Below are 21623 nucleotides of genomic sequence, written 5' to 3' on the forward strand. Positions count from 1 at the left end.
TGATCAAAAACGCAGAACAGCGATCCTCCAATAACAGGAGAATCGCTGCTCTTTTGACTTTTATTGTTTTGAGAATGAAGAGAATCCATCATCGCTTGTAGATAATCTACTTATGGGACAGCCCCATAAGTAGAAATACACCATTTTTAGTTCTTGATACATAATTAAGCTTCCTTATTCAAACAATGATAGCAGAAATAAGAAGGGGTGAACTTAATGTGTCTTATCAGTTGTCGGATTGTTCAAAATTGTAATTGGGTAATTATTTGTCTTGGCTTAAGCTTGGTTATAAACATTGGAAGTGCAAAAGCAGAGGGTGAGGGTGCTGTACAAAATCAAAGTAAGCCGAAGGTAGCTATAATCATTGATGATTTCGGTAATGGACAAAATGGAACAGAAGAGATCTTCAATATGCCCATTAAATTAACAATAGCTATCATGCCATTTCTACCGACAAGTCGGCGGGATGCAGAATTAGCACATCAGAAGGGCTTCGATGTGATTGTTCATATGCCAATGCAGCCCAAGCATGGCAAGGCTAGCTGGCTCGGTCCAGGAGCTATTACATCAGAACTTAGCGATACAGAGGTTCGTAAACGGGTGAATGCTGCGATCGATGACATTCCGTATGCCATTGGAATGAATAATCACATGGGTTCACTAATAACTGGTGATGAAAGAATTATGTCTGTTGTGATGCAGGTCTGTCTAGAGAGAGGATTATTCTATGTTGATAGCAGTACCAATTATCGTTCAATTGTTGGTAAACTTGCAAGACAGATGGGCATGCCACCTGTAGTAAATCATTTATTCTTAGATGATATTCATACCAACAGTCATATTAACAAGCAATTACAAGCTGTCGAATCATGGGGAAAAGAACATCAGTATTGTGTAACTATTGGTCACGTTAGTTCAAATGGTGACATCACTGCTAAAGTACTTAGAACTCGAATTCCACAAATGAAGAATAATGTGGAATTCGTAGGTATAAGTGATCTAGTGAAAGAAGTATGGGGCTGGGGGCCTTCCTCTATTGCACCATTAAATAACTGATAATACCATCAACAATAGCCTCTGCAATAAAAAGTTGTTTACGTGCGTTACAGAGCATGACTCTGTCCTCAGCATTACTTAAGAAACCCATTTCAACAATAACGGCAGGGTCTTTGACGTAGTTAAGAATATAATAAGGTTTACCATGTACAGGCTGTTGGTGAGTGGCATATAGCGGGTTCAAATGTTGTTGAATCATATTTGCAAGAAGGTAGCTTCTGCCCTCATCCTGGAATAACACAAGCGGCCCTCTCTTATCGGTTTTCTTGCCCCAATTCACATGGAGGCTAACGACGATCTGAGTTGGAATGGATCGGCTTAACTCTTTCCGCTGAGCCAAATCACGAATATGACGTGAAGAATGATGCAGCCAGTGATTATCATCGCTAAGTGCATAATCCCCGGAACGATTCAGCACAGCATTATATCCCTTACTACGAAGGAGTAAGAACACTTTTTTTGCAATGATGAGATTGATGTCCTTCTCTAAAATATCCTGAAAGGATGTCCCACCGTCAATTCCGCCATGACCTGCATCTATCAGAATGACTTTACTTGAAAATGGAATGTTTAAAGGGTCATCAGGGTCTGCATATAATAGGTTAGTGTTGAACAATGAGCTAAATAATAGAACGGAAACGATCATGATAAACACAATCCATTGAGAACGTTTTTTGGTTGTTTTAATCATTATTGTGAAGTACCTCCCAAATTGTGTGATGATCATGTCAAAGTATCTAAAAGTTAGAATGTGCAATTGATGATAGAAAATTCATAAAAATGTTATTTTGCAGAAATAAGCAACCAATGACTACCAGTTACGTACTACTCCCTATAGATACCAATTGTCTAGAAGGGGAGAGATGATATTGAGTTTCACGAATCAAGATCAGAACCAGAATGGAAATCATAGTCCCAAGATGCCAGATATTAAGCCGGCAACCATTAAAAAATTAGTGATTGGTGTTGGTGCTGCACTCATCATTCTATTCGTAGGATCATCTTCGTACTATACGGTACAAGAGCAAGAGCGTGCAGCCATTCTAACATTTGGTAAGTATACGACGGAGACATCAGCAGGATTACATTTCAAATGGCCATATCCTATTCAGCAAGTGATCACTGTTCCTGCGGAATTGACACAACGCATTCATATCGGGTATCGGCAAGAGGATGGTAAATCGATAGAAGTGGAAGATGAAGCAATGATGATTACAGGTGATGAGAATATTGTATCTGCGGACGCTGTTGTACAATGGAAAATAAGCAATATTCGAGATTATTTATTTAATATTGATGATCCTGAGCTGTTTTTACGTAATGCGGCAAGTTCTTCGATTCGAGCAGTCATCGGCTCTGAGAAATTAGATTATGCGATAACGGATGGTAAGACGGTTATTCAAGATAAAGTAAGAGAGAAATTGGTGGAATTACAGAGTAAGTATAATACTGGCATTCAAATTATCGATATTAAATTCCAAGATATAGAACCGCCAAGTGGTCAGGTTGCTGAAGCTTTCCGTGAAGTAACCAATGCACGAGAAGAGAAGAGTACGAAGATTAACAATGCAGCGAAGTACGAGAATGATCTCATTCCAAAAGCACGAGGAGAGGCTCAAGCACTAATCGAGAATGCAGAGGGCGAGAAAAAGTCTAGAATTCTAAATGCAGAAGGAGACGTCGCGCAATTCAATGCTATATTTGCGGAGTATAAGAATAGTTCATCGGTTACAGAGAGTCGATTGATTATTGAGACGTTAGAGAAGATTATGCCTAATGCTCAAATCTTTATTACGAATTCTAACAGTGATACGGTGAATTACTTACCACTTAACGAGCTTATGCGTAATGGGGCTAATAGTTCTGCGACGACAACCAGTCCACAAGCTCCAACTGTTCCACAAGGAGGAGATACACCATGAAGAATAAATGGATATTAATTGTTTCTGCACTTCTTCTAATTATTCTAGCATCAGGATCGATGTATGTCGTAAAGGAAGGAGAATATAAAATCGTTCTTCGATTCGGAGAAGCCGTTCGAGCGGTGCCCGAACCGGGATTGAAATTCAAATTACCTTTTGTTGAGAATGTATCAACACTCCCGAAGTATCAAATGACTTACGATAGTTCTCCAACGACGATATTAACGAAGGATCAGAAGCCGATTGTCGTTGATAACTACACCGTATGGCGTATTAATAACGCATCGAAGTTCTTGAGAACCGTTCAATCTGTTAGTGGTGGTGTTCAACGAATAGATGAGGCAGTCTATAACTCTGTTCGTCGTAAGCTATCCGAAGTGAACTATGAGAATATTATTAGTGAGAATACGGAACGTGGTAATATCAATGATGAGATCACGAAAGATGTGATTGCTGCTTTAACAAGAGATGATTATGGGATTGAGATTATCGATGTTCGCATCAAGCGTACAGATTTGCCAGAGGAGAATAAACAAAGTGTATATAATCGGATGATTTCAGATCGTCAGTCCATTGCAGCACGATATTTATCTGAAGGTGATGAACAATCAAGAAAAATCACGTCAAAAGCAGACCGTACATCTACAGAATTGCTTGCCCAAGCACAGGCCGACGCGAAGAAGATCATTGCGGAGGGTGAAGGAGAAGCGGCCAAAATCTATAACCTTGCCTATGGTAAAGATCCAAAGTTCTATAATTTCTATCGAACATTACAGAGTTACGTTACAACATTAAAGAATGAACCCGTCATTATGCTACCTATCGATTCACCTTATGCCCAAATATTATTAGGTAAATAATTAGAATAGACCGTATTCATACCGAGATATCGGATGGAATACGGTCTTTTAACTTCAATTGAAGTTTAATATAGATACATTATGCACAACCTAGTAGTGAAGTGATTTAACGATTCACTTGACTATAATGTAAAGGAGTTGCGTAGTGATGGGAGACGAATTGAAATTAGTGAAATACATCACGGAGCAAGTAGTAACATATATCGAAACACCCAAGGAAGAGCGGAAGATTAAGCAAAAAGAACCTTGGTCCATGAAATGGTTCGGTATGATTCCTATTGGTGTGACGCTATGGGGGAAGAATACACTTACATCATCGAAAAAGTCTATTCAGAAAGTCTTGAAAGATTCGCAGTAGACTAAGGGAGCGAGTGGAATTGTCCTTTGCTTCTCAAAAGGGTTAAAGGAAGATATCGGTGCCCGATAGATCCAGTATCGACATAATAGATATGTTGTTGGGGGTCTAGATTGGCAGTCCATTTATGAAAGCCCGATAATATAAATGGCGCACCCAAATCATCATTGTGATATGGTGCTGAGAATATCAATGGTTTATGCTTATGGATATAAGAGACGACCTCTTGATCCGAGAACAAGGCTAGACGAGGTTGTGTGATCCATTGGAGATTAGCCATTGGGTCTCTTTGCTTTTGTTGAGATACACCAGACTTAGATATGAATGCTTTTTCTTTTATTAAAAATTGCTTTGGTTGTAGTGTAGACGATTGTGATTTAAGTTGATTCCAATGCGTATCATCCCATGGAAGAACATCCATCGTTATGGCATTTAGATACAATGTGGTCTGCTCCCCAAATGATAATCTCCATATGGGAAGCATGGGTGAATAGAGTGACTGAATGCTAGTAGGGTATAGATATTTGGGATTTGTCGATATGAATGCTGGATCTTCTAAAAACTCACTTAATGCGGACGATTGATAAGGTAAGGAAGGACTAAGCCCATATTCACTAAGAACATATTTTGTTGACTTTTGATCTTCGGCTGTGAAGATTAGATAGCCAATCTCTTCTTGATCCATGGTTACCGTAACAAGCCAGCTATGTGTACCAGGTCCTAAAGGAAAGTATTCGAGTGTGGATTTCTTCCAAGACGTAAATATAGGTTGTTCAGATAGTTCTTGGACAATCATCTTTGTGTAGGATTGTAACGCTAATGGTGCCGGAATAGAAGTGTGAACGGTAGATCTATTGTCAGCAAATATCGAGGTTGAGGGTTGGTTCAGAGATATCAACATGACCAAGCTGAACAGTCCGATCATGAATTTAAGTGTGGGAATTTTCGGCATAGATTTCATATAATCCACCTTTCTTGAATGGGAGCTTACACCAGTGTATAGGACAAGCTGTAAAAAGGGTGTTAGAAACTGTCAGTAGTTAAAAAGAAAAAGAGGGTCTTTTTTTGCCCTCTTTTAGCGATGGGAGTCATACTTACCTATTGCATAGGTCGAAGGTGAAATAGACCGCATGTTATGGCAGATATCTTAACTTTGGGCTCATACTGCCAAGCCATTTCGCTACGTCTAGCTTCATATTGCACTTGAATGGCATTGTTCTTCTCTTCATCCGTATCATTCATCATATGTTCATAATAGGAATCGATAATCATAAGTTCATCCTTTAGACGTTCCTGTGCCTGATCCGCCCATTGATAATCAAGTTCACCTAAGGAGGATATCAGATTAGATTGTAACTTTTCCGCAGCTTCACGTATGGATAGTTCGGCAGGATTAATGTGGACATTCTCAGGAAGTCTTGGACTTAGTGTCTTATTCGCTAATTGTTGACGGAAGTCTTGTGATATTGTGCCACTTAACATAGATATTCCCATGAAATGAAGCTGTTCTCTCTTTACATCACAAGTCATTTCAACTTTGAAACAGACAGCTAACCAAGGTTCATATGCAGCGGAGAATAGAGCTCGTCGCTGCATATTCCCAGGATGTTCAAATAGATAGACCGATGATCCTTCACGTCTAGCCACATCCCAGATTTGTTGTAGTCTTTGACTTCCATAAGGAACATCTTCACGAAGAATTCGTCCAGGACCGATGCGTGGCATCGTTGGTGAAACGTCGAAATAGCGAGATAATATACTATCTTGTCCAGTTCCATTATTTATAGGTACAGGTTTAACATCGGGTATATTGTAGTTCTCCGGGTCAAATACAAAGGTATAAGATAATGTCTCTGGGTCTACACCTGTTCGTTCAACGAATCCCCAATAATACGGCCGATTGGTAAGTTGTTTATCAGCTTCGGGCGAGAGCTTTACGGTGACATGATAGGGCGATTTCTCAATAATTTGACATTCGGTTGCCTCTAAATAAGTCATCATATGCTGTTGTACTTGTTCGGAAGACATCTTCATGTCATGCTTCTTCCCTTCTTAAGTCATTTACAGAACGAACGGATTCATCCTCAACCTGTCGCTTCACATCATCTAATGTTTGACCAAGAGAGCTGAATTTTTGGCGAATTTCCTCATCGGATTGGGATTCTAATACGATTTTATAGAGGCTTTTCTCAAGAGATTCCTTTTTCTCAAAACGTTCAAGTATAACATCAAGTCCTCCAATAACAGATTCGAACATATTAATTTTCTCATGGAGCAGACTTAATATATGTTCTTCAATCGTTCCTGTCGTTGCTAAATTATATATTTTCACATCATTAAGTTGACCTAATCGGTGTATTCTTCCAATCCGTTGCTCTACACGCATAGGGTTCCATGGTAGATCAAAGTTAATCATATGATGGCAGAATTGGAGGTTGATTCCTTCACCACCTGCTTCCGTAGCGATCATGACTTGTGCCCGACCTCGGAATAAATCCATCATCCAATCTTTCTTACCTCGATTCATGCCCCCTCGATAAGGAACACAATTCAGTCCATGTGCGCGGAAATACTGTAATAGATACTCTTGTGTAGCACGATATTCTGTAAATACAATGACTTTTTCATTCATGTCGCGGATGAGTTCAATCGTTTTCTCAGCCTTAGTATTAGACTTTATCTCTTTGATCATATAGACGAGGTCCCAGATCTTAGCGCGAAGAGGGGAGTCCTCTGGTAGTTTCTTCGTCATATTCACTAACGTGATAAACACAGCATCTCGACTACTACACACTTCGCGTTGAAGTGTCACTAGCGACAGCATACTGCTTAAGTTACCGCCAGCAGCATGATACTGGTCTTTCACATAGGAGGTCACGCCGTCATATAAAGCTTGCTCATCAGAAGAAAGCTCAAGATTGATATTGCGAACGGTTCTCGTCGTGAAATTGGAAGGACTTTCACCTCTACGATTACGGATCATGACTTTAGCAAGCTCTTCTTTCAACATGTCTTCATTCTTAGCAATGCGCTTGTCGACCACATAATTGCTAGAGAATTCACCTTGTTTACCTAATTGTCCGGGCTTCAATAAAGTAATCAAATTAAATAATTCTCCAAGATCGTTCTGAACGGGGGTTGCTGTGAGCAGTAAGCAATACTTCTTTCTAATCTTCTGAATGAACTGGTAATTCGTTGTTTTCTTATTCTTAAGTTTATGTGCTTCATCTATAATGAGCATGTCATATTCTTGATTTAATAGAATGTCCTTATGTGGTTCTCTCTTAGCCGTATCCATTGAGGCTACAACGATATTTGATTCCCAAGAATAAGATTTCTTCTGGGCTATGGCTGGTATTCCGAATTTGCTGTTCAATTCACGCACCCATTGTAGAACTAAGGATGCAGGAACAAGAATAAGAACCTTCGACACTAAACCTCGAATCATATATTCTTTTAGAATAAGTCCAGCTTCAATGGTCTTACCAAGACCAACTTCATCAGCAAGAATAGCTCGGCCAGACATGTTGAATAATACTTTACGAGCTGTATCAATTTGATGAGGTAGAGGGACCAGATTCTGAATGTATTGGAGACATTGTAACTGATCGAAACTGGTTACTAATCTAGATTCTTCACCTTGCATGGCTAATTGGAACAATCGCCAGTCTCCCCAAGGCCCACCTTTATCCATGCGATTCTCTAGTTCTTCAAGCCAACGATTATCCATAAGCAGTGGAACAGGTAAATCTTGAGTTGTCATGATGTGAGGATGAGTGCTCTGCATATCCATGATTACCCTCCCTTTTAGAATGAATAGAATGGACTGTAACGTGTAGTATGCACTGAAGTAGGCTAGTTCATAACTTATGATGAAAGAAATAGATATATATAGAAATACAAAGGTGGTTCGTTGAAATAAATATTTACATCAAATTTCACGAATTTGGCATAGTCTTACAATATGTAGTGTAGTATAATGTCGTAAGTACAATATATTGTGGAAAATAGAAGTGGAATCTTGGATTTCAGATTATGAATTATCATCATTAGGAGGTTATTGTAGTGAATGAATTACAGCATACAAGCCGTTTGGAAGGCTTAAGTGAGAAGATATTTCTGGATCGATATGCGTGGAAAGACGCTGATACGAATAAAGCGAAGGTAGGAGATGTTGTCCTTGTTCTAACGAAGGATGATCCCAAATTTCCTACCAAAGAAGTGGGTGAGATTATGGCTCGCGAAGGTGCAACGGTGACGGTGAAGACTCGCAGTGGCGAGTTAGTGCAATCTGATGTGGAGAAGCTGACTTTAAATATTGAAAAAACACCTGAAGAGATGTGGGATCGATTAGCGAACGCGATGTCATCTGTGGAAGAAACGCCTGAGCTTCAAGAAGAGTGGAAGGGAAAGTTCCGTTACCTATTAGATGATTGGAAGCTTGTGCCTGGTGGACGGATTGCAGCTGGCGCTGGTGCAAGTGAGGAACTGACGTTGTTTAACTGTTATGTTATCCCTTCTCCTAAAGATAGTCGTGGTGGAATTATGAATACCCTCTCGGAAATGACAGAGATTATGGCTCGTGGTGGTGGTGTGGGAATTAACTTATCCTCTTTGCGTCCCAAAAGATCGATCGTTAAAGGTGTGAATGGTTCGTCTAGTGGTGCTGTGTCATGGGGAGGATTATTTAGCTATACAACAGGATTAATTGAACAGGGCGGAAGCAGACGTGGTGCCCTTATGTTAATGATGAATGATTGGCATCCTGACATATTGGAATTCATTACCGTGAAACAGACGATGGGTCAAGTTACGAATGCCAATCTATCCGTGTGTGTGAGTAATGGATTTATGAAGGCTGTCAAAGAAGATTTAGATTGGGAATTGGTATTTCCAGATACAACCACACCTGATTACAATGAAGTATGGGATGGCGATCTAGACAAATGGAAGCAAGCGGGGCGTAAAGTAATTCCTTATCGTACGGTGAAAGCACGTGAGATCTGGAATACGATTACCGAAGCAGCATGGAAATCTGCTGAACCGGGTATCGTATTCATGGAACGTTATAACGACATGTCGAATAGCTGGTATTTCAATCCAATTATATGTACGAACCCTTGTGGTGAACAAGGATTACCGGCTTGGGGAGTATGTAATCTATCAGCGATTAATTTGTCTAAGTTCTATGATGAGCAGAATCATGATGTGAATTGGGATGAATTAGCCACAACTACTCGTTATTCCGTTAGATTCTTAGATAATGTCATTAACAAGACACCGTATCATTTCGATGAGAACGAGGCGAATCAGAAGAATGAACGCCGAGTGGGACTCGGTACTATGGGACTTGCTGAACTCATGATTAAACTGAATATTCGTTATGGTAGTCCAGAATCACTAGAATTCCTTGATAAAATATTTGGCTTCATTGCTCGTGAATCTTATCTAGCATCAGCGGACATTGCAGGTGAGAAAGGTTCATTCATCGCATTTGATGCTGAGAAATACTTACAAAGTGGATTCATGCGTAACATGACGGATGTGTTCCCAGAAGTTGGACAAGCGATACAAGAAAAAGGAATGCGTAATGTCACCGTCATTACCCAAGCACCAACGGGTAGTACGGGCACGATGGTTGGAACATCCACGGGAATTGAACCTTATTTCGCATTCAAATATTATCGTCAAAGTCGTCTAGGGTATGACGAGCAATTCGTACCGATTGCACAAGAATGGCTCGAAGCTCATCCGGGTGAGAATTTACCTGATTACTTCGTAACATCCATGGATCTGTCTGCGAAAGAACATATATATGTACAAGCAGCCATTCAACGTTGGGTAGATAGTTCCATATCGAAGACAGCCAACTGTCCTTCTGACTTTACAGTTGAAGAGACGGCAGAATTGTATGAACTAGCATTCGACCTAGGATGTAAAGGGGTAACCATCTATCGTGATGGTAGCCGTGATGTCCAAGTGCTCAATACGGAGAAGAAGGACTCTACAAATAGTGAGTCGCCAGTAGTTGTAGAAGAAGCGCCTGTTGCTGAATTAATGGTTGCTCTAGATGATTCAGAATCTAACGGTACGAAAGTCGTTGACAATAAGTATAAGAGACGTCCACAAGTTCTTCGTGGTGCGACATATAAAGTGAATACACCATTTGGTATGGCCTATATCACGATCAATGATCTAAATGGTATCCCTAGCGAAATCTTCTTAAATGTTGGTAAAGCAGGATCAGATGTATTCGCTATGGCTGAAGCATTGGGCCGTGTATGTTCCTTATTCCTACGGTACGGGGATCATGGGCAGAAGGTCGAACTTCTTATCAAGCATCTAAAAGGAATTGGTGGATCCGGTGCGATTGGGTTTGGTGTAAACCGTGTAGAATCGATCGCAGATGCAGTGGCCAAAGCATTAGAATCTCATGTACACCATGAAGAAGATCACGTTCCCGCATCTGTAGCAGTAACAAGTGAAATGGAATCAACGGATGGCGGCAACAATCACCATCACAGCATGAATCCATCTTCTCGTGACCTATGTCCAAGTTGCGGTTCCGCTGCACTGATTAATGTTGAAGGATGTAAGACCTGCAGTAACTGTGGATATAGTAAGTGTTCGTAGGACAGACAGACTGTAATTAAATATATATACAGAATAAATGATATGTTTAACTACAAAGAATCCCGAGACAGAAATTCTGAATCGGGATTCTTTGTGTAGCAAGGAGAGTACTACAAGTTGAACCAACCCTAATCTTCAACGAAAAAGGCGTAATCCCGTCGTATGAATGATTGGTGATCAAGGATTTTTGAATGGAAGTAATGGTCTTATATGCACTTTATCTGGTTATTCTCCCGTGAAATGAAACCAATTCGCCTTGATTGGTGTATTATATATATAATGTAACTCTTGTTAAGGAGGTTCATCATGGGAATCTTGGTAAGATTTAAAGATGTTATGGCAAGTAATGTGAATGCTTTATTGGATAAGGCACAAGATCCAGAGAAGATGATTGATGATTATATGCGTAATTTGAATAGTGATTTGGGTAAGATCAGAGCAGAGACTGCTTCTGTGCTATCGGATGAGAGAAGAGCGAAGCGAGTACTGGATGAATGTCAGGCAGAGATTAGAAAACTTCAGAAATACGCGGAGAAGTCTGTACAATCTGGAGATGATGACGATGCACGGAAGTTTCTTGATCGTAAGATGATCCAAATGGAGAAAGAGAACCAATTGCAGGCTAATTATGACTCCATCATGGACAATGCAGTAAAAATGAAACAAATGCGTGATAAAATGTTGACGGATGTAAGTCAACTTGAGGAACGCCGTGCCAACCTAAAAGGTAAAATAGCTGCAACAAAAGCACAACAGAAATTAAACGAAAATAGCTATACCGATGGTGCGGGGACATCACTGCTTGATGCTGCGGAGGATAAGGTGAATCTAGCATACGATGAGGCTATGGCTCTAGCTGAGTTAAGAGCAGAACCGAAAGATGACCTAGATGAACTCATCGCACAGTTAGAGAAGGGTAGCAGAGAATAAGGAATGACAGATTCCTAGTTATCGAGGTGAATAAATGCCAGTTATTGAATACAAATGTCCAAATTGCGGTAGTGGAATGGTCTTTGATAGTGAGACGAGCATGTTATCGTGCCATAGTTGTGGGAGACAAGATAATATTGAACAACTGCAAGATCCTTTGACTACAAATGTATTCTCTGAGGATGAGGTGAAGGAATATCATTGTACTAGCTGTGGAGCAGTAGTTATAACAGAACCTGAAACAACGGCAACGGTCTGTCACTTTTGTGGATCAGCTGTTGTCCTAGGTGATCGCTTGACAGGTACATTGGCACCCGCGAAGGTAATACCATTCTCGATCAGTAAGGACGAAGCCATGACCGCTTTTCGCAAATGGTGTAAGAATGGTCGCTTAACGCCAAATGGCTTCATGACTGCGGATCGAGTCCAAGGAATAACCGGATTATATGTACCTTTTTGGCTATATGAATTACATAATAAAGTGGAAGTTCATGGTCAGGGTACAAAGGTGCGAAGTTATACGAGCGGAGACTATCAGATTACGGAGACACAGCACTTCGATGTATACAGGAACATGCGACTCAATTATGTAAAGGTACCGATTGATGCGGCAGAGAAAATGAATGATGAACTGATGGATAAATTAGAACCATTTCCATACGATCAGCTAAAAGAATTCAAAACACCTTATCTTGCAGGATACATTGCAGAGAAATATAGTTATAACGACGAGGATCTTTATCCGCGTGCAAAAGATAAGATTGCTGGATTCATTAATTCATATATTCAGTCGGCGACTTCGGGATATACTACGATGAGTTTCACAAACAAGCAGATTGATACGACATTGAAAGATGCGCAATATGTTCTGCTTCCCGTATGGGTGGTTCACTATGACTATAATAAGTCGCAGTATACGTTTGCGATGAATGGGCAGACAGGCAAAGTGGTTGGTAAGCCACCAATCAGTAAATCCAAAGTGGCAACGTGGTTCGCAGGTGTTGCGGGTATCTCCTTCATTTCACTGAAGTTGATATCTTTGATGATGGGGGGAGGATTATGGTGAGAATGAATAGAATGGTCCTAGCCATCCTTATTATCTTGGGCATATCTCTAGCGATTCCCGTACCTACAACGATGGCTGCACCTGAAATAAAAACATTGATATTTGATGAGGCTGGGCTTCTGACTAAGGAAGAATCTGACGAGCTGAATCTATTGGCTAATGAATTGGGAGCCGAAAGAGAAACGGATATAATCATCTATACATCTAATAACGACGACAATATAGATGTTATGAAAATGACTCAGGATTTCTACGATGAACAAGCACCTGGGTATGATAAGCGTCATGGAAATGCCGTAATTCTAACAATGGATATGAGAAATCGAGATATTTATTTGGCTGGTTTCTATAAAGGCAAGGAATACCTCGATGACAGACGACTGGATAAGATTAGGGATAAGATTACACCTTCACTAACAAGTGGTGATTATGATCTTGCTTTTCACACGTATACTCAAACCGCTCACAAATATATGGGGTATAGCCCGGGGGTGAATCCGGACAACATCTTGTTTAAGCTCTGGTTCCAATTGGCTGTTTCTCTGGGACTCGGGGGAATCGTCGTTGGGTTGATGGCTTATCGTTCGGGTGGTCAAGTTACGGTGAATCGGCAGACCTATGAGGATGCTAGTACTTCAGGAATATTGGACCATCGAGATCAGTATCTTCGAACAACAACAACGAGACGCAAGATCGAAAAGAACAATGGCAGTGGTTCAGGTGGTGGCGGAGGAACTACAGGTGGTGGTCATTCGCATAGCGGCAGTAGGGGATCATTTTAAGAGAAGGGATGATATACAATGGGATTCTTTAAAAATCAATTTGCTAATGTAGTGGAATGGGAAGAGTTTAGAGATGATATGATTTTTTGGAAGTGGAGCAATCGAGAAATTAAAAAAGGAAGTAAGTTAATCATTCGTTCAGGGCAAGATGCCATCTTTATAAATAATGGCAAGATCGAGGGTGTATTTGAGGATGAAGGAGAATTCAACATTGATTCAGACATCGTCCCATTCCTTTCTACCTTAAAAGGCTTTAAATTTGGGTTTAACAGTGGCATGCGGGTAGAAGTCTTATTCGTGAACACGAAGGAATTCACCGTCAAATGGGGTACCCAGAATCCAATCATGATTCCAACATCGCAACTTCCGGGTGGTATGCCTATACGTGCGAACGGTACATTTAACTTCAAAGTAAATGATTATGTGACGCTGATTGATAAGATTGCGGGAATAAGAAATAGTTATCTCGTTGAGGATATCAAAATACGAATTACTTCTGTTTTGGATCAATTATTAATGAAGTGGATCAGCAGAGAAGGCAAGGACATGTTTAACTTGCAGGCGAACGCTTCGGATATTGCCAAAGGTATTCAGGAAGATTTAGATATGCAGATTATGGACAATGGGATGACGATTACTGGATTTCAGGTAATGAGCTTTAATTATCCTAAAGAAATTCAAGATATGATTACGAAGAGCGCTTCACATGAAATGATTGGAAATCTACAGAAGTATCAACAGGTAAGCATGACGGATGGTATTTCCTCAGGGAAAGTCCAAGGTGGGGGTGCTGCTTCAGATATGGCAGGAATGATGATGGGCATGAACATGGCGAATGAAATGATGAAGAATATCAATCAGACTCCAAGTCAACCATCGCCATCTGGAAACCAACCATCCACTCCTACATCATCTTCTTCGGAGAACGCAACGAAACCCAATTTCTGTCCGAATTGCGGGTCGAAAACCGAAGGGGCGAATTTCTGTCCGAATTGTGGTCAGAAACTGTGAATTTGAAGAAATCTGGGTCTGCTTTAATTGCGCTTATCCTACTCATTACAATCCTCTCAGGCTGTGCTAAAGGTGCAGCAGGGATCAAGGTGAATAAGGATGGGAGCATAGACGTATCTATAAATCTAGAAATGGATGCCCGCATTGAAAGAATGGTAGGTAAGTCGTTAGATCAAGCTATTGCCAACATGAAAAGTGAAGTCGGTGTTGAAATAAGTAAAAAGCAATCGGATGAGAAAACGACGTATCAACTGTTGAAAACGTATGCCTCCTATCGAGAGATAAGAGAAATGGCTACAGATACGAATATCAAGCCAATCCAGATTGATCTGAACGAAACGCATAAGTTGTTGTATACGAAATACGATATTTCTGCACAACTTCAATCAACAGAATATGATTCTCAGATCTTGCAAGGTCTTCAATCTTTAAATGTATCCCAAACGTTAAGCAAACTTATTATTAGACAACTTGCTTTTGATTTCTCATTGACCTTACCTATGGATGTGTACGGGGATCATAATGCTAATCTCCAAGATGGAAATACATTAACCTGGCATATATCATTAGCAGATCCACAACCAATACAAGTGCAGATCTATGCACCCAATGTTAAGAATATTATTATTCTAGCCATTTCAATATTGATAGTTGCCATATTGGTTGTCGTCGCTGTTGTAAGGAGAAGAAAGAATACAAAGGCATAAACTATGACTAAATGAATCACATAAAACAAACAATAACAGTTCAGAGGTGGATAATCACCTTCTGAACTGTTATTGTTTGCAATAGAATATGTGGTTGCTCTTTAATTCCCTAAACGATAACCACCATGAAAGACTGGGCCTACATAGTCATTGAATGCGAACCCATTACGAATGGCTGCTGAGACAAATTCTTTGGCTTTTGCTACGGCTTTATCTACAGGCATTCCATTTGCAAGACCACCGGTGATTGCAGCCGCAAAGGTACAGCCAGCTCCGTGGTTATAAGCGGGTTCAATTTTCACAGCTTCAAAAATCGTATAGTCAGTTCCATTAAAAAACACATCAATAGCCAAATTTCCACTAAGCGCTTTACCACCTTTAACAACAACATTACGGCTACCAAGTTGATGAATAAGACGTGCAGCTTCCTTCATGTCCTCAATGGTAGTTAATTTGCCTAGACCAGACAACACACCTGCCTCGAAAAGGTTAGGCGTAGTTACCGTTGCTAATGGTAGTAGTAGATCACGAATCGCATTTGCACTCTGTGGATTCAGAACTTCATCTTCACCTTTACATACCATGACAGGATCAATGACAACATTGGTCTGACGATTAGCTAGGATCGTCTGCTCGACGACGCGAACAATGTCTACACTTCCTAACATACCTGTCTTCATGGCATCTACAGGGCCACCCGAGAACACGGTCTTTAGCTGTTCAGCCACAAGTGGTGCATCAATAGGATAGACCTGATGATGCCAATCTTTGTCGGGGTCCATGGTTACAATGGTCGTTAATGCACTGAATCCAAAGGTGCCATACTCTTCAAATGTTTTGAGATCTGCTTGAATGCCGGCGCCTCCACTAGAATCACTTCCAGCGACTGTTAATGTTTTTACTATTTTCGACAATTGAAACGTCCCCTTTTGCTATATCTAGATTCAAAATATGTGATTGTAATTGATTATAACAAACATTTTAGAAACATTCATAATTGAAAGGAATTTGTCCAACATGAAGATCATTATAATGATTAGCCAGGTCGGTTTATTATACTTATTTTATATGGCTGGAGACTACATACAAAAGTTATTACATTTACCCATACCAGGAAGTATTGTCGGGTTACTTCTTCTCTTTGGTCTACTATTGTGTAAGGTTATTCCTGTGAGTTGGATTGAATTGGGATCGAATACCATTCTGAAGTTTCTTCCATTATTCTTTATTCCGGCCACTGCTGGTATTGTAAATCATATGGATATTTTTAATGGGAAAGGTCTTCTGTTAATAGCAGTTCTTATTGTAAGTTCGGTGTTAACCATTGGAGCGGCAGCACATGCTAGTCAGTGGTTGGCAAGATGGAGTGGTACAAGAATGAATGATAATCATGAGAAGGGAGAAGAAATAGGATGAGTATAACTGCAATCGTTATCGTGTTGATCACAGTAAGTATTTACATCATCATGTCTATGATTTATAGACGATTTCATCTCCCTGTACTTATGCCTGCTCTAACAGCAACCGTTGCTGTTGTACTCTTACTACTATATTTTCGAATTCCTTATGAAACGTATATGATCGGTGGTCAATGGATTAATCAACTTCTTGGACCAGCTGTCGTCTCACTGGCGTATCCTTTATATAAGCAACGGCATGTGCTTCGTCGTAATCTATTTGCTATTCTAGGGGGAACACTTACAGGTCTATTAGTTGGCATGTTTAGTGGGATATTCTTAGCTATTCTATTAGGGTTCTCTAAATTATATATACTGTCTTTGTTACCTAAATCAATAACGACACCTGTGGCGATTCAAATATCACATAACTTAGGTGGAGATTATTCTTTAACATCCGTATTTGTTATGATTGCTGGATTTACAGGTGCCATTGGGGGACCTTATATATTAAGAATGTTCAGAGTGAAAGATGCCGTTGGTATTGGGATCGGACTTGGAACGGCTTCCCATGCGCTTGGTACCGCTAAAGCTTTAGAGTATGGAGAAGAGTCTGTCTCGATGAGCTCGGTAGCCATGACGGTATGTGCCATAGCAGGTTCATTCGTTGCGCCTGTCGTCGTATGGATTGTGTATCACTAATGATTGAATATGAAATATGCTTCACTAAAAAATGGTAATAATGTATAATTGGTGGTATTGGTTTTTCAATTTTTCAAAAGAGGAGACCTGCCATTGTCTAACCTAAATATAAAGCCGAATTTATTTATTGGATCAGCAAGGGAATCTATTAAATACGCTAGTGCAATTCAATCTCAGATTGGTAGATCTGTGCAAGTGACACCTTGGTTTGCAGGAACCTTTGGTGTGAATGAATATACGATGGAATCACTGGAACGTATTCTTGATCAAAGTGATTACGGAATTTTTGTGTTTTCTCCGGATGATGTTGTTCTTATGCGTGGCAAATATGTCTTTATTACGCGAGATAATACGATCTTTGAAATGGGTTTGTTTTGGGGTAAACTAAGGCGAAATCGAGTTTTCTGTATTCTTCCTCAGGAAGTATCTCATAGAGACGATTTGGTTACTGGGGTTGATGTAACGAAGTTTCATTTGCTCTCCGACCTTTCAGGTTTAACGATTTTGGAATATGAATGCCGTAATGATAATAATTATGAAGCAGCGGTTACTACAGCTTGCATGAAGATGTTAGATATTATTGATCGCGAGAAGTATTATTTGGATCCACTAGTTCTACTCAAACAGAAGGAGGAAGAATTACAAAAAAAGCAGAGTATTCTTCAATTCTTCTGGGAGTTTAATCGCAATGTGACCGTCGCAGAAGTTGAGAAATACCATGCATTAAGTGAAGCTGTTCGTAATTCTTTCATACCTCCGATAAATTGTCGGGTAACGGGTGTTGCCTTTTGGCAGTCCATTGGCTCTGATGGAATTCGACAGGTGGGTGGAAATGTTGGAAGGGGTAAATTCTATCCATTTAATGCTAAAGATACGAATGAAAAGTCACAATCTATTTATGTCCTAGATGTATATAATAGTGGTAAGTGGACCTTCTTCAAACGCAAGGAGATTGAGGACGTTTATGTCTTATGTTATCCTTTAGGTATGGAACATGTTCTATCAGTGCATATTTCGGGTGTTAAAATGATATCGGAGAATAATCTTGAGGACATTGTATCCTATAATGATGAATTACTTCGTACCATAAGGCACTTAGTTGGAGGGAAATCAAATGAATAACAACGACAAAGCTCAGCAATCGCAACTTCATTTAACCAACAAAGGGCCTTGGGTAGTGAACAATGAGACACATATTTCTAAGAAGAGAGCTGTATCAAGAGGAAGAACATCGTCTAGAAGCAAACGATTGAAGACAGATATGATTCGCAACCAAGGTAAAGTATTGTTTGTTGGACCTTCTGTTGAAGGAAGCGATAAAGAGTATGTTAAAGTTCTTAGTGGGACGGTTTATGAACATAAACCATCGTTTGCATAATTGTATAATGTGTCATCATTTACTGAACAGGGTGCTTGTAGCAATACAGGGCCTTGTTTTTCTTTTTATCATGTACTGAGACATCTTTAATAGATTGTATTGTTGTAGTAGAATAGAGTTGATATTCAGGTATATAAATTTAAGCGAAGGAGTTGGCACTTGAATGATTTCGATTAATGATAATGAGACTATTCTTTTTATAGGGGATAGTATTACAGATTGTGGCAGGGATTATGCGAATAATAGTAGCTTAGGAACTGGCTATGCATTTCTTGCAGCTGCAGAATGGGGACGTAAATACCCACAGAAGAACACGAATTTTATAAATCGTGGTATTAGCGGTAATCGAGTAATTGATCTACAGCGTAGATGGGAAGAAGACTGTCTGCGGATAAATCCGGCATGGGTATCTATCTATGTAGGCGTTAATGATGTAGGGTTTCGCTACAATCATCAAGAAGAAACAACACTAGAGGAGTTCTACGCAGGCTATCGAAGCTTAATTGAAAGAACTCAAGAACATACCGATGCTAAACTTATTCTAGTGGAGCCATTTCTCTTACCAATACCTGACGATCGTAAGTTATGGAGAGAAGATTTAGATCCTAAGATTCAAGCTATTCGTGATTTAGCACGCGAGTTCCAGACACTTTATGTCCCACTCGACGGGCTATTTACGGCAGCAAGTACACAGAGTGGTCTAGCCTATTGGGCATCAGATGGATTACATCCATCGCCAGCAGGTCATTCTCTCATTGCAAAGGCATGGTTGGATACAGTCCAAGGGTAATAGTTCGAATTCGGAATAATATCGATTACTAAGGAGAGATCTATTTCATGGGTAAATTCAAAGTAGCTATTATTGGTTGTGGGAATATATTCCCAATGCATGCCATTTCAATTCAATTATCTGAAGTTGCTGAACTAGTTGCAGTATGTGATAACAAGGAAGACCGTGCTAAGGAAGCAGCTGAGAAATTTAATTGTAAACCGTATACAAGTTATGAAGAAATGTTAGAGCATGAAGAAATTGATGTCGTTCATATTTGTACACCACACTACTTACACGCACCTATGACTGCTTATGTTGCGAGTAAAGGTAAACACATCCTTACAGAGAAGCCTATGAGCATTACAACAGAAGATGGACAAAATATGGTGGATGTATGTGAAGTTAACGGTGTTACATTGGGAGTCATCTTCCAAAATCGTTACAATCCAGGATCACAGTTGATTAAAGATGCTATTGTAGATGGTAGTCTTGGCCGTGTGCTTGGTGCAAAGTGTTCTGTAACATGGGATCGTTCTGACGAATATTATAGTAAGAGCGACTGGAAAGGAACTTGGGAAAAAGAAGGTGGCGGCGTACTGATTGACCAAGCGATTCATACGATGGACTTAATGCGTTGGTTCGTTGGCGAGGAAGTAGAGTATGTAGATGCTCAGATTGGTAACCGTGCACATGAAATTATAGAAGTGGAAGACAGTGTTGAAGGTGTAGTGAAGTTCAAAAGTGGTATTTTTGGCGGATTCTATGCGATCAATTACTACAGCTATGATGCTCCAGTAGAAATTGAGATTCACTGTGAGAATGGTATTGCCAAAATGGTTGGCGAAAAGGCTACTCTTATCTATAACGATGGCACAGAAATCACAAGAGATAAGAATCCGAATGAAGAGATTGATTACGGTGAAGGTGTGAAGATGTACTGGGGGGTTAGTCACCTGAAGCAAATCTCTGATTACTACAATTCCCTGAAGAATGGTGCAAGCCTTTACATTGATGGTAAGGAAGCGTTAAAAACACAGAAGATGATTGCGGGAATTTACCAATCGGGTAAAGAAAATAAAAGAATTTATATGTAATTCATCTATCATTTAGTACGAGTAGAACTATAATATCGTTACGAGCACAAGGATCCATCGAGTTATGTGATGGATCCTTATTTGTAATGACTGGTTAGCGATCTTTTTTATGGTGAATGGAGTCTATGTGACTTTTTGAATTGTTCTGGTGTGATCCCCTCTAATCTTTTGAAGACGGTGCAGAAATAACTAGGGTGTTCATAGCCTGATTCTTTGGCGATTTGTTGTATTCTTTTACTTGGACTGAGAAACATTAACTCTTTACTTCTAGTAATTCTTTCTCGATTAATATATTCCATGGGACGAATCATTAATGTCTTCTTAAATAAAGAGCATAAATATTGCGGAGAAATACCCGCATACGCTGCAATCTCATCGATCGTTATGGACTCATGACAGTGTTGTTTCATGTATTGCATCACAGGTTGTAAACGAAGTACATTCTGTTGCATATTATCGGTGTTCGTAAAGACGTATTTAGATAAGTCTAGTAACAGTGTATACAGAATTTTGGAGCATTCGACATGGAGGTAAGAACGCTCTGAGCTTGTAATGGTAAGTAAATGAGTGGTATGAGCTAAGATTGCATCACTATCGGTAAGTGAGAATACACCAGATTGATGAACACCAACTTGATCTAATAAAGTACTACATAAATGCCCATCAAAGGATATAAAGTTTAATGCCCAAGGTTCTGATATGGGTTGATACGAATGTGGAATATTAGGATACAAGCAAATGGCCTGACCTGTTGAAACGGTATAGGTCTGTCCATCTAGATTTAGTATGCCTTCACCTGATATTACTTGGAGCCATTGGTAGCAATAGAAGCCTTCAAGACGAGATGTGGGGACTTGATTATCCCAATGTCCCACACTAGTCAAATAGATAGGAAGATTAGAATCAGCTTCACTTATAATTGGAAATGCGATAGAATCCATAGCGTCCTCCAGTTTCA

22 protein-coding genes are annotated in these 21623 nt (G+C 39.9%); 16 read left to right on the forward strand and 6 right to left on the reverse strand.

All coding sequences use genetic code 11. The features are described 5' to 3' along the window. The first annotated feature begins 216 nt into the window (after positions 1–216). A complete protein-coding gene (locus ACH8E3_RS13120; RefSeq protein WP_458633090.1) occupies positions 217–1056 on the forward strand; it encodes a divergent polysaccharide deacetylase family protein in 840 nt (279 codons plus the stop codon). Here the strand turns inward: ACH8E3_RS13120 and ACH8E3_RS13125 are convergent. Beyond that, a complete protein-coding gene (locus ACH8E3_RS13125) occupies positions 1034–1747 on the reverse strand; it encodes an N-acetylmuramoyl-L-alanine amidase family protein (RefSeq protein ID WP_458633091.1) in 714 nt (237 codons plus the stop codon). The genes ACH8E3_RS13120 and ACH8E3_RS13125 overlap by 23 nt on opposite strands. A 178-nt stretch (positions 1748–1925) precedes the next feature. On the opposite strand from ACH8E3_RS13125, the gene hflK reads away from it, so the two are divergent. The 3 genes from hflK to ACH8E3_RS13140 all read left to right on the forward strand — a co-directional run bounded on the left by hflK (position 1926) and on the right by ACH8E3_RS13140 (position 4196). Beyond that, complete coding sequence (hflK, locus tag ACH8E3_RS13130) at positions 1926–2978, forward strand: FtsH protease activity modulator HflK (RefSeq protein ID WP_458633092.1); 1053 nt, start codon at positions 1926–1928, stop codon at positions 2976–2978. Then, a complete protein-coding gene (hflC, locus tag ACH8E3_RS13135; protein WP_458633093.1) occupies positions 2975–3838 on the forward strand; it encodes a protease modulator HflC in 864 nt (287 codons plus the stop codon). The genes hflK and hflC overlap by 4 nt, the downstream gene beginning before the upstream one ends. 148 nt (positions 3839–3986) lie before the next feature. Then, positions 3987–4196: a YqzE family protein gene (locus tag ACH8E3_RS13140; RefSeq protein ID WP_458633094.1), complete on the forward strand. Its 210-nt coding sequence runs from the start codon at positions 3987–3989 to the stop codon at positions 4194–4196. A gap of 1 nt (position 4197) precedes the next feature. Here ACH8E3_RS13140 and ACH8E3_RS13145 read toward each other — a convergent pair whose 3' ends face one another. From ACH8E3_RS13145 to ACH8E3_RS13155, 3 genes are all read right to left on the reverse strand, one after another. Then, positions 4198–5154 (reverse strand): hypothetical protein, encoded by a 957-nt coding sequence (locus ACH8E3_RS13145; RefSeq protein ID WP_458633095.1) that lies wholly within the window; start codon positions 5152–5154, stop codon positions 4198–4200. Positions 5155–5291: 137 nt separating this feature from the next. Further along, complete coding sequence (locus ACH8E3_RS13150) at positions 5292–6227, reverse strand: YqhG family protein (protein ID WP_458633096.1); 936 nt, start codon at positions 6225–6227, stop codon at positions 5292–5294. Between the two features lies 1 nt (position 6228). Continuing rightward, on the reverse strand, positions 6229–7986 hold the full coding sequence (locus ACH8E3_RS13155; protein WP_458633097.1) for a DEAD/DEAH box helicase: 1758 nt from the start codon (positions 7984–7986) through the stop codon (positions 6229–6231). A gap of 272 nt (positions 7987–8258) precedes the next feature. On the opposite strand from ACH8E3_RS13155, the gene ACH8E3_RS13160 reads away from it, so the two are divergent. The 6 genes from ACH8E3_RS13160 (at position 8259) to ACH8E3_RS13185 (ending at position 15322) form a co-directional block, all read left to right on the forward strand. Next, positions 8259–10826 (forward strand): adenosylcobalamin-dependent ribonucleoside-diphosphate reductase, encoded by a 2568-nt coding sequence (locus ACH8E3_RS13160; RefSeq protein WP_458633098.1) that lies wholly within the window; start codon positions 8259–8261, stop codon positions 10824–10826. Positions 10827–11132: 306 nt separating this feature from the next. Beyond that, positions 11133–11756, forward strand: coding sequence for a PspA/IM30 family protein (locus tag ACH8E3_RS13165; protein ID WP_458633099.1), 624 nt, complete (start codon positions 11133–11135; stop codon positions 11754–11756). 34 nt (positions 11757–11790) lie between these two features. Continuing rightward, positions 11791–12822 carry a TFIIB-type zinc ribbon-containing protein gene (locus ACH8E3_RS13170; RefSeq protein WP_458633100.1) on the forward strand — a complete coding sequence of 344 codons (1032 nt, stop codon included), beginning with the start codon at positions 11791–11793 and terminating at the stop codon, positions 12820–12822. A 2-nt stretch (positions 12823–12824) separates the two neighbouring features. Next, the gene (locus ACH8E3_RS13175; protein ID WP_458633101.1) at positions 12825–13604 is read left to right on the forward strand and encodes a TPM domain-containing protein; all 780 of its coding nucleotides are present in this window, start codon (positions 12825–12827) and stop codon (positions 13602–13604) included. Between the two features lie 18 nt (positions 13605–13622). Further along, entirely contained in the window at positions 13623–14615 is a 993-nt protein-coding gene (locus tag ACH8E3_RS13180) for an SPFH domain-containing protein (protein ID WP_458633102.1), read from the forward strand. After that, a complete protein-coding gene (locus ACH8E3_RS13185; protein ID WP_458633103.1) occupies positions 14612–15322 on the forward strand; it encodes a hypothetical protein in 711 nt (236 codons plus the stop codon). The genes ACH8E3_RS13180 and ACH8E3_RS13185 overlap by 4 nt, the downstream gene beginning before the upstream one ends. Positions 15323–15423: 101 nt before the next feature. Here ACH8E3_RS13185 and thiD read toward each other — a convergent pair whose 3' ends face one another. Continuing rightward, positions 15424–16236 carry a bifunctional hydroxymethylpyrimidine kinase/phosphomethylpyrimidine kinase gene (gene thiD / locus ACH8E3_RS13190; RefSeq protein WP_458633104.1) on the reverse strand — a complete coding sequence of 271 codons (813 nt, stop codon included), beginning with the start codon at positions 16234–16236 and terminating at the stop codon, positions 15424–15426. A 103-nt stretch (positions 16237–16339) separates the two neighbouring features. Here thiD and ACH8E3_RS13195 point away from each other — a divergent pair, with 103 nt between their 5' ends. The 6 genes from ACH8E3_RS13195 to ACH8E3_RS13220 all read left to right on the forward strand — a co-directional run bounded on the left by ACH8E3_RS13195 (position 16340) and on the right by ACH8E3_RS13220 (position 20665). Beyond that, positions 16340–16738, forward strand: coding sequence for a CidA/LrgA family protein (locus ACH8E3_RS13195; protein WP_458633105.1), 399 nt, complete (start codon positions 16340–16342; stop codon positions 16736–16738). Continuing rightward, complete coding sequence (locus tag ACH8E3_RS13200; RefSeq protein WP_458633106.1) at positions 16735–17421, forward strand: LrgB family protein; 687 nt, start codon at positions 16735–16737, stop codon at positions 17419–17421. The genes ACH8E3_RS13195 and ACH8E3_RS13200 overlap by 4 nt, the downstream gene beginning before the upstream one ends. A 93-nt stretch (positions 17422–17514) precedes the next feature. Beyond that, the gene (locus ACH8E3_RS13205) at positions 17515–18543 is read left to right on the forward strand and encodes a TIR domain-containing protein (RefSeq protein WP_458633107.1); all 1029 of its coding nucleotides are present in this window, start codon (positions 17515–17517) and stop codon (positions 18541–18543) included. Continuing rightward, positions 18536–18799: a hypothetical protein gene (locus tag ACH8E3_RS13210; RefSeq protein WP_458633108.1), complete on the forward strand. Its 264-nt coding sequence runs from the start codon at positions 18536–18538 to the stop codon at positions 18797–18799. Before ACH8E3_RS13205 ends, ACH8E3_RS13210 begins: the two co-directional genes overlap by 8 nt. A 163-nt stretch (positions 18800–18962) precedes the next feature. After that, complete coding sequence (locus ACH8E3_RS13215) at positions 18963–19589, forward strand: SGNH/GDSL hydrolase family protein (protein WP_458633109.1); 627 nt, start codon at positions 18963–18965, stop codon at positions 19587–19589. A 47-nt stretch (positions 19590–19636) separates the two neighbouring features. Further along, positions 19637–20665, forward strand: coding sequence for a Gfo/Idh/MocA family protein (locus ACH8E3_RS13220; RefSeq protein ID WP_458633110.1), 1029 nt, complete (start codon positions 19637–19639; stop codon positions 20663–20665). 107 nt (positions 20666–20772) lie between these two features. Here the strand turns inward: ACH8E3_RS13220 and ACH8E3_RS13225 are convergent, their stop codons facing one another. After that, positions 20773–21606, reverse strand: coding sequence for an AraC family transcriptional regulator (locus tag ACH8E3_RS13225; RefSeq protein WP_458633111.1), 834 nt, complete (start codon positions 21604–21606; stop codon positions 20773–20775). Positions 21607–21623 lie beyond the last annotated feature (17 nt).

The organism is Paenibacillus sp. CMAA1364 (genome assembly GCF_054373195.1).

Bases quoted from the DNA above. Each gene is read 5' to 3' on its own strand.
- ACH8E3_RS13125 (WP_458633091.1), bottom strand. From the start codon at position 1,747: ATGATTAAAACAACCAAAAAACGTTCTCAATGGATTGTGTTTATCATG.
- ACH8E3_RS13145 (WP_458633095.1), bottom strand. From the start codon at position 5,154: ATGAAATCTATGCCGAAAATTCCCACACTTAAATTCATGATCGGACTG.
- ACH8E3_RS13220 (WP_458633110.1), top strand. From the start codon at position 19,637: ATGGGTAAATTCAAAGTAGCTATTATTGGTTGTGGGAATATATTCCCA.
- ACH8E3_RS13210 (WP_458633108.1), top strand. From the start codon at position 18,536: ATGAATAACAACGACAAAGCTCAGCAATCGCAACTTCATTTAACCAAC.
- ACH8E3_RS13170 (WP_458633100.1), top strand. From the start codon at position 11,791: ATGCCAGTTATTGAATACAAATGTCCAAATTGCGGTAGTGGAATGGTC.
- ACH8E3_RS13175 (WP_458633101.1), top strand. From the start codon at position 12,825: ATGAATAGAATGGTCCTAGCCATCCTTATTATCTTGGGCATATCTCTA.
- ACH8E3_RS13140 (WP_458633094.1), top strand. From the start codon at position 3,987: ATGGGAGACGAATTGAAATTAGTGAAATACATCACGGAGCAAGTAGTA.
- ACH8E3_RS13200 (WP_458633106.1), top strand. From the start codon at position 16,735: ATGAGTATAACTGCAATCGTTATCGTGTTGATCACAGTAAGTATTTAC.
- ACH8E3_RS13155 (WP_458633097.1), bottom strand. From the start codon at position 7,986: ATGGATATGCAGAGCACTCATCCTCACATCATGACAACTCAAGATTTA.
- hflC (WP_458633093.1), top strand. From the start codon at position 2,975: ATGAAGAATAAATGGATATTAATTGTTTCTGCACTTCTTCTAATTATT.
- ACH8E3_RS13120 (WP_458633090.1), top strand. From the start codon at position 217: ATGTGTCTTATCAGTTGTCGGATTGTTCAAAATTGTAATTGGGTAATT.
- ACH8E3_RS13225 (WP_458633111.1), bottom strand. From the start codon at position 21,606: ATGGATTCTATCGCATTTCCAATTATAAGTGAAGCTGATTCTAATCTT.
- ACH8E3_RS13165 (WP_458633099.1), top strand. From the start codon at position 11,133: ATGGGAATCTTGGTAAGATTTAAAGATGTTATGGCAAGTAATGTGAAT.
- ACH8E3_RS13195 (WP_458633105.1), top strand. From the start codon at position 16,340: ATGAAGATCATTATAATGATTAGCCAGGTCGGTTTATTATACTTATTT.
- ACH8E3_RS13180 (WP_458633102.1), top strand. From the start codon at position 13,623: ATGGGATTCTTTAAAAATCAATTTGCTAATGTAGTGGAATGGGAAGAG.
- ACH8E3_RS13150 (WP_458633096.1), bottom strand. From the start codon at position 6,227: ATGAAGATGTCTTCCGAACAAGTACAACAGCATATGATGACTTATTTA.
- ACH8E3_RS13215 (WP_458633109.1), top strand. From the start codon at position 18,963: ATGATTTCGATTAATGATAATGAGACTATTCTTTTTATAGGGGATAGT.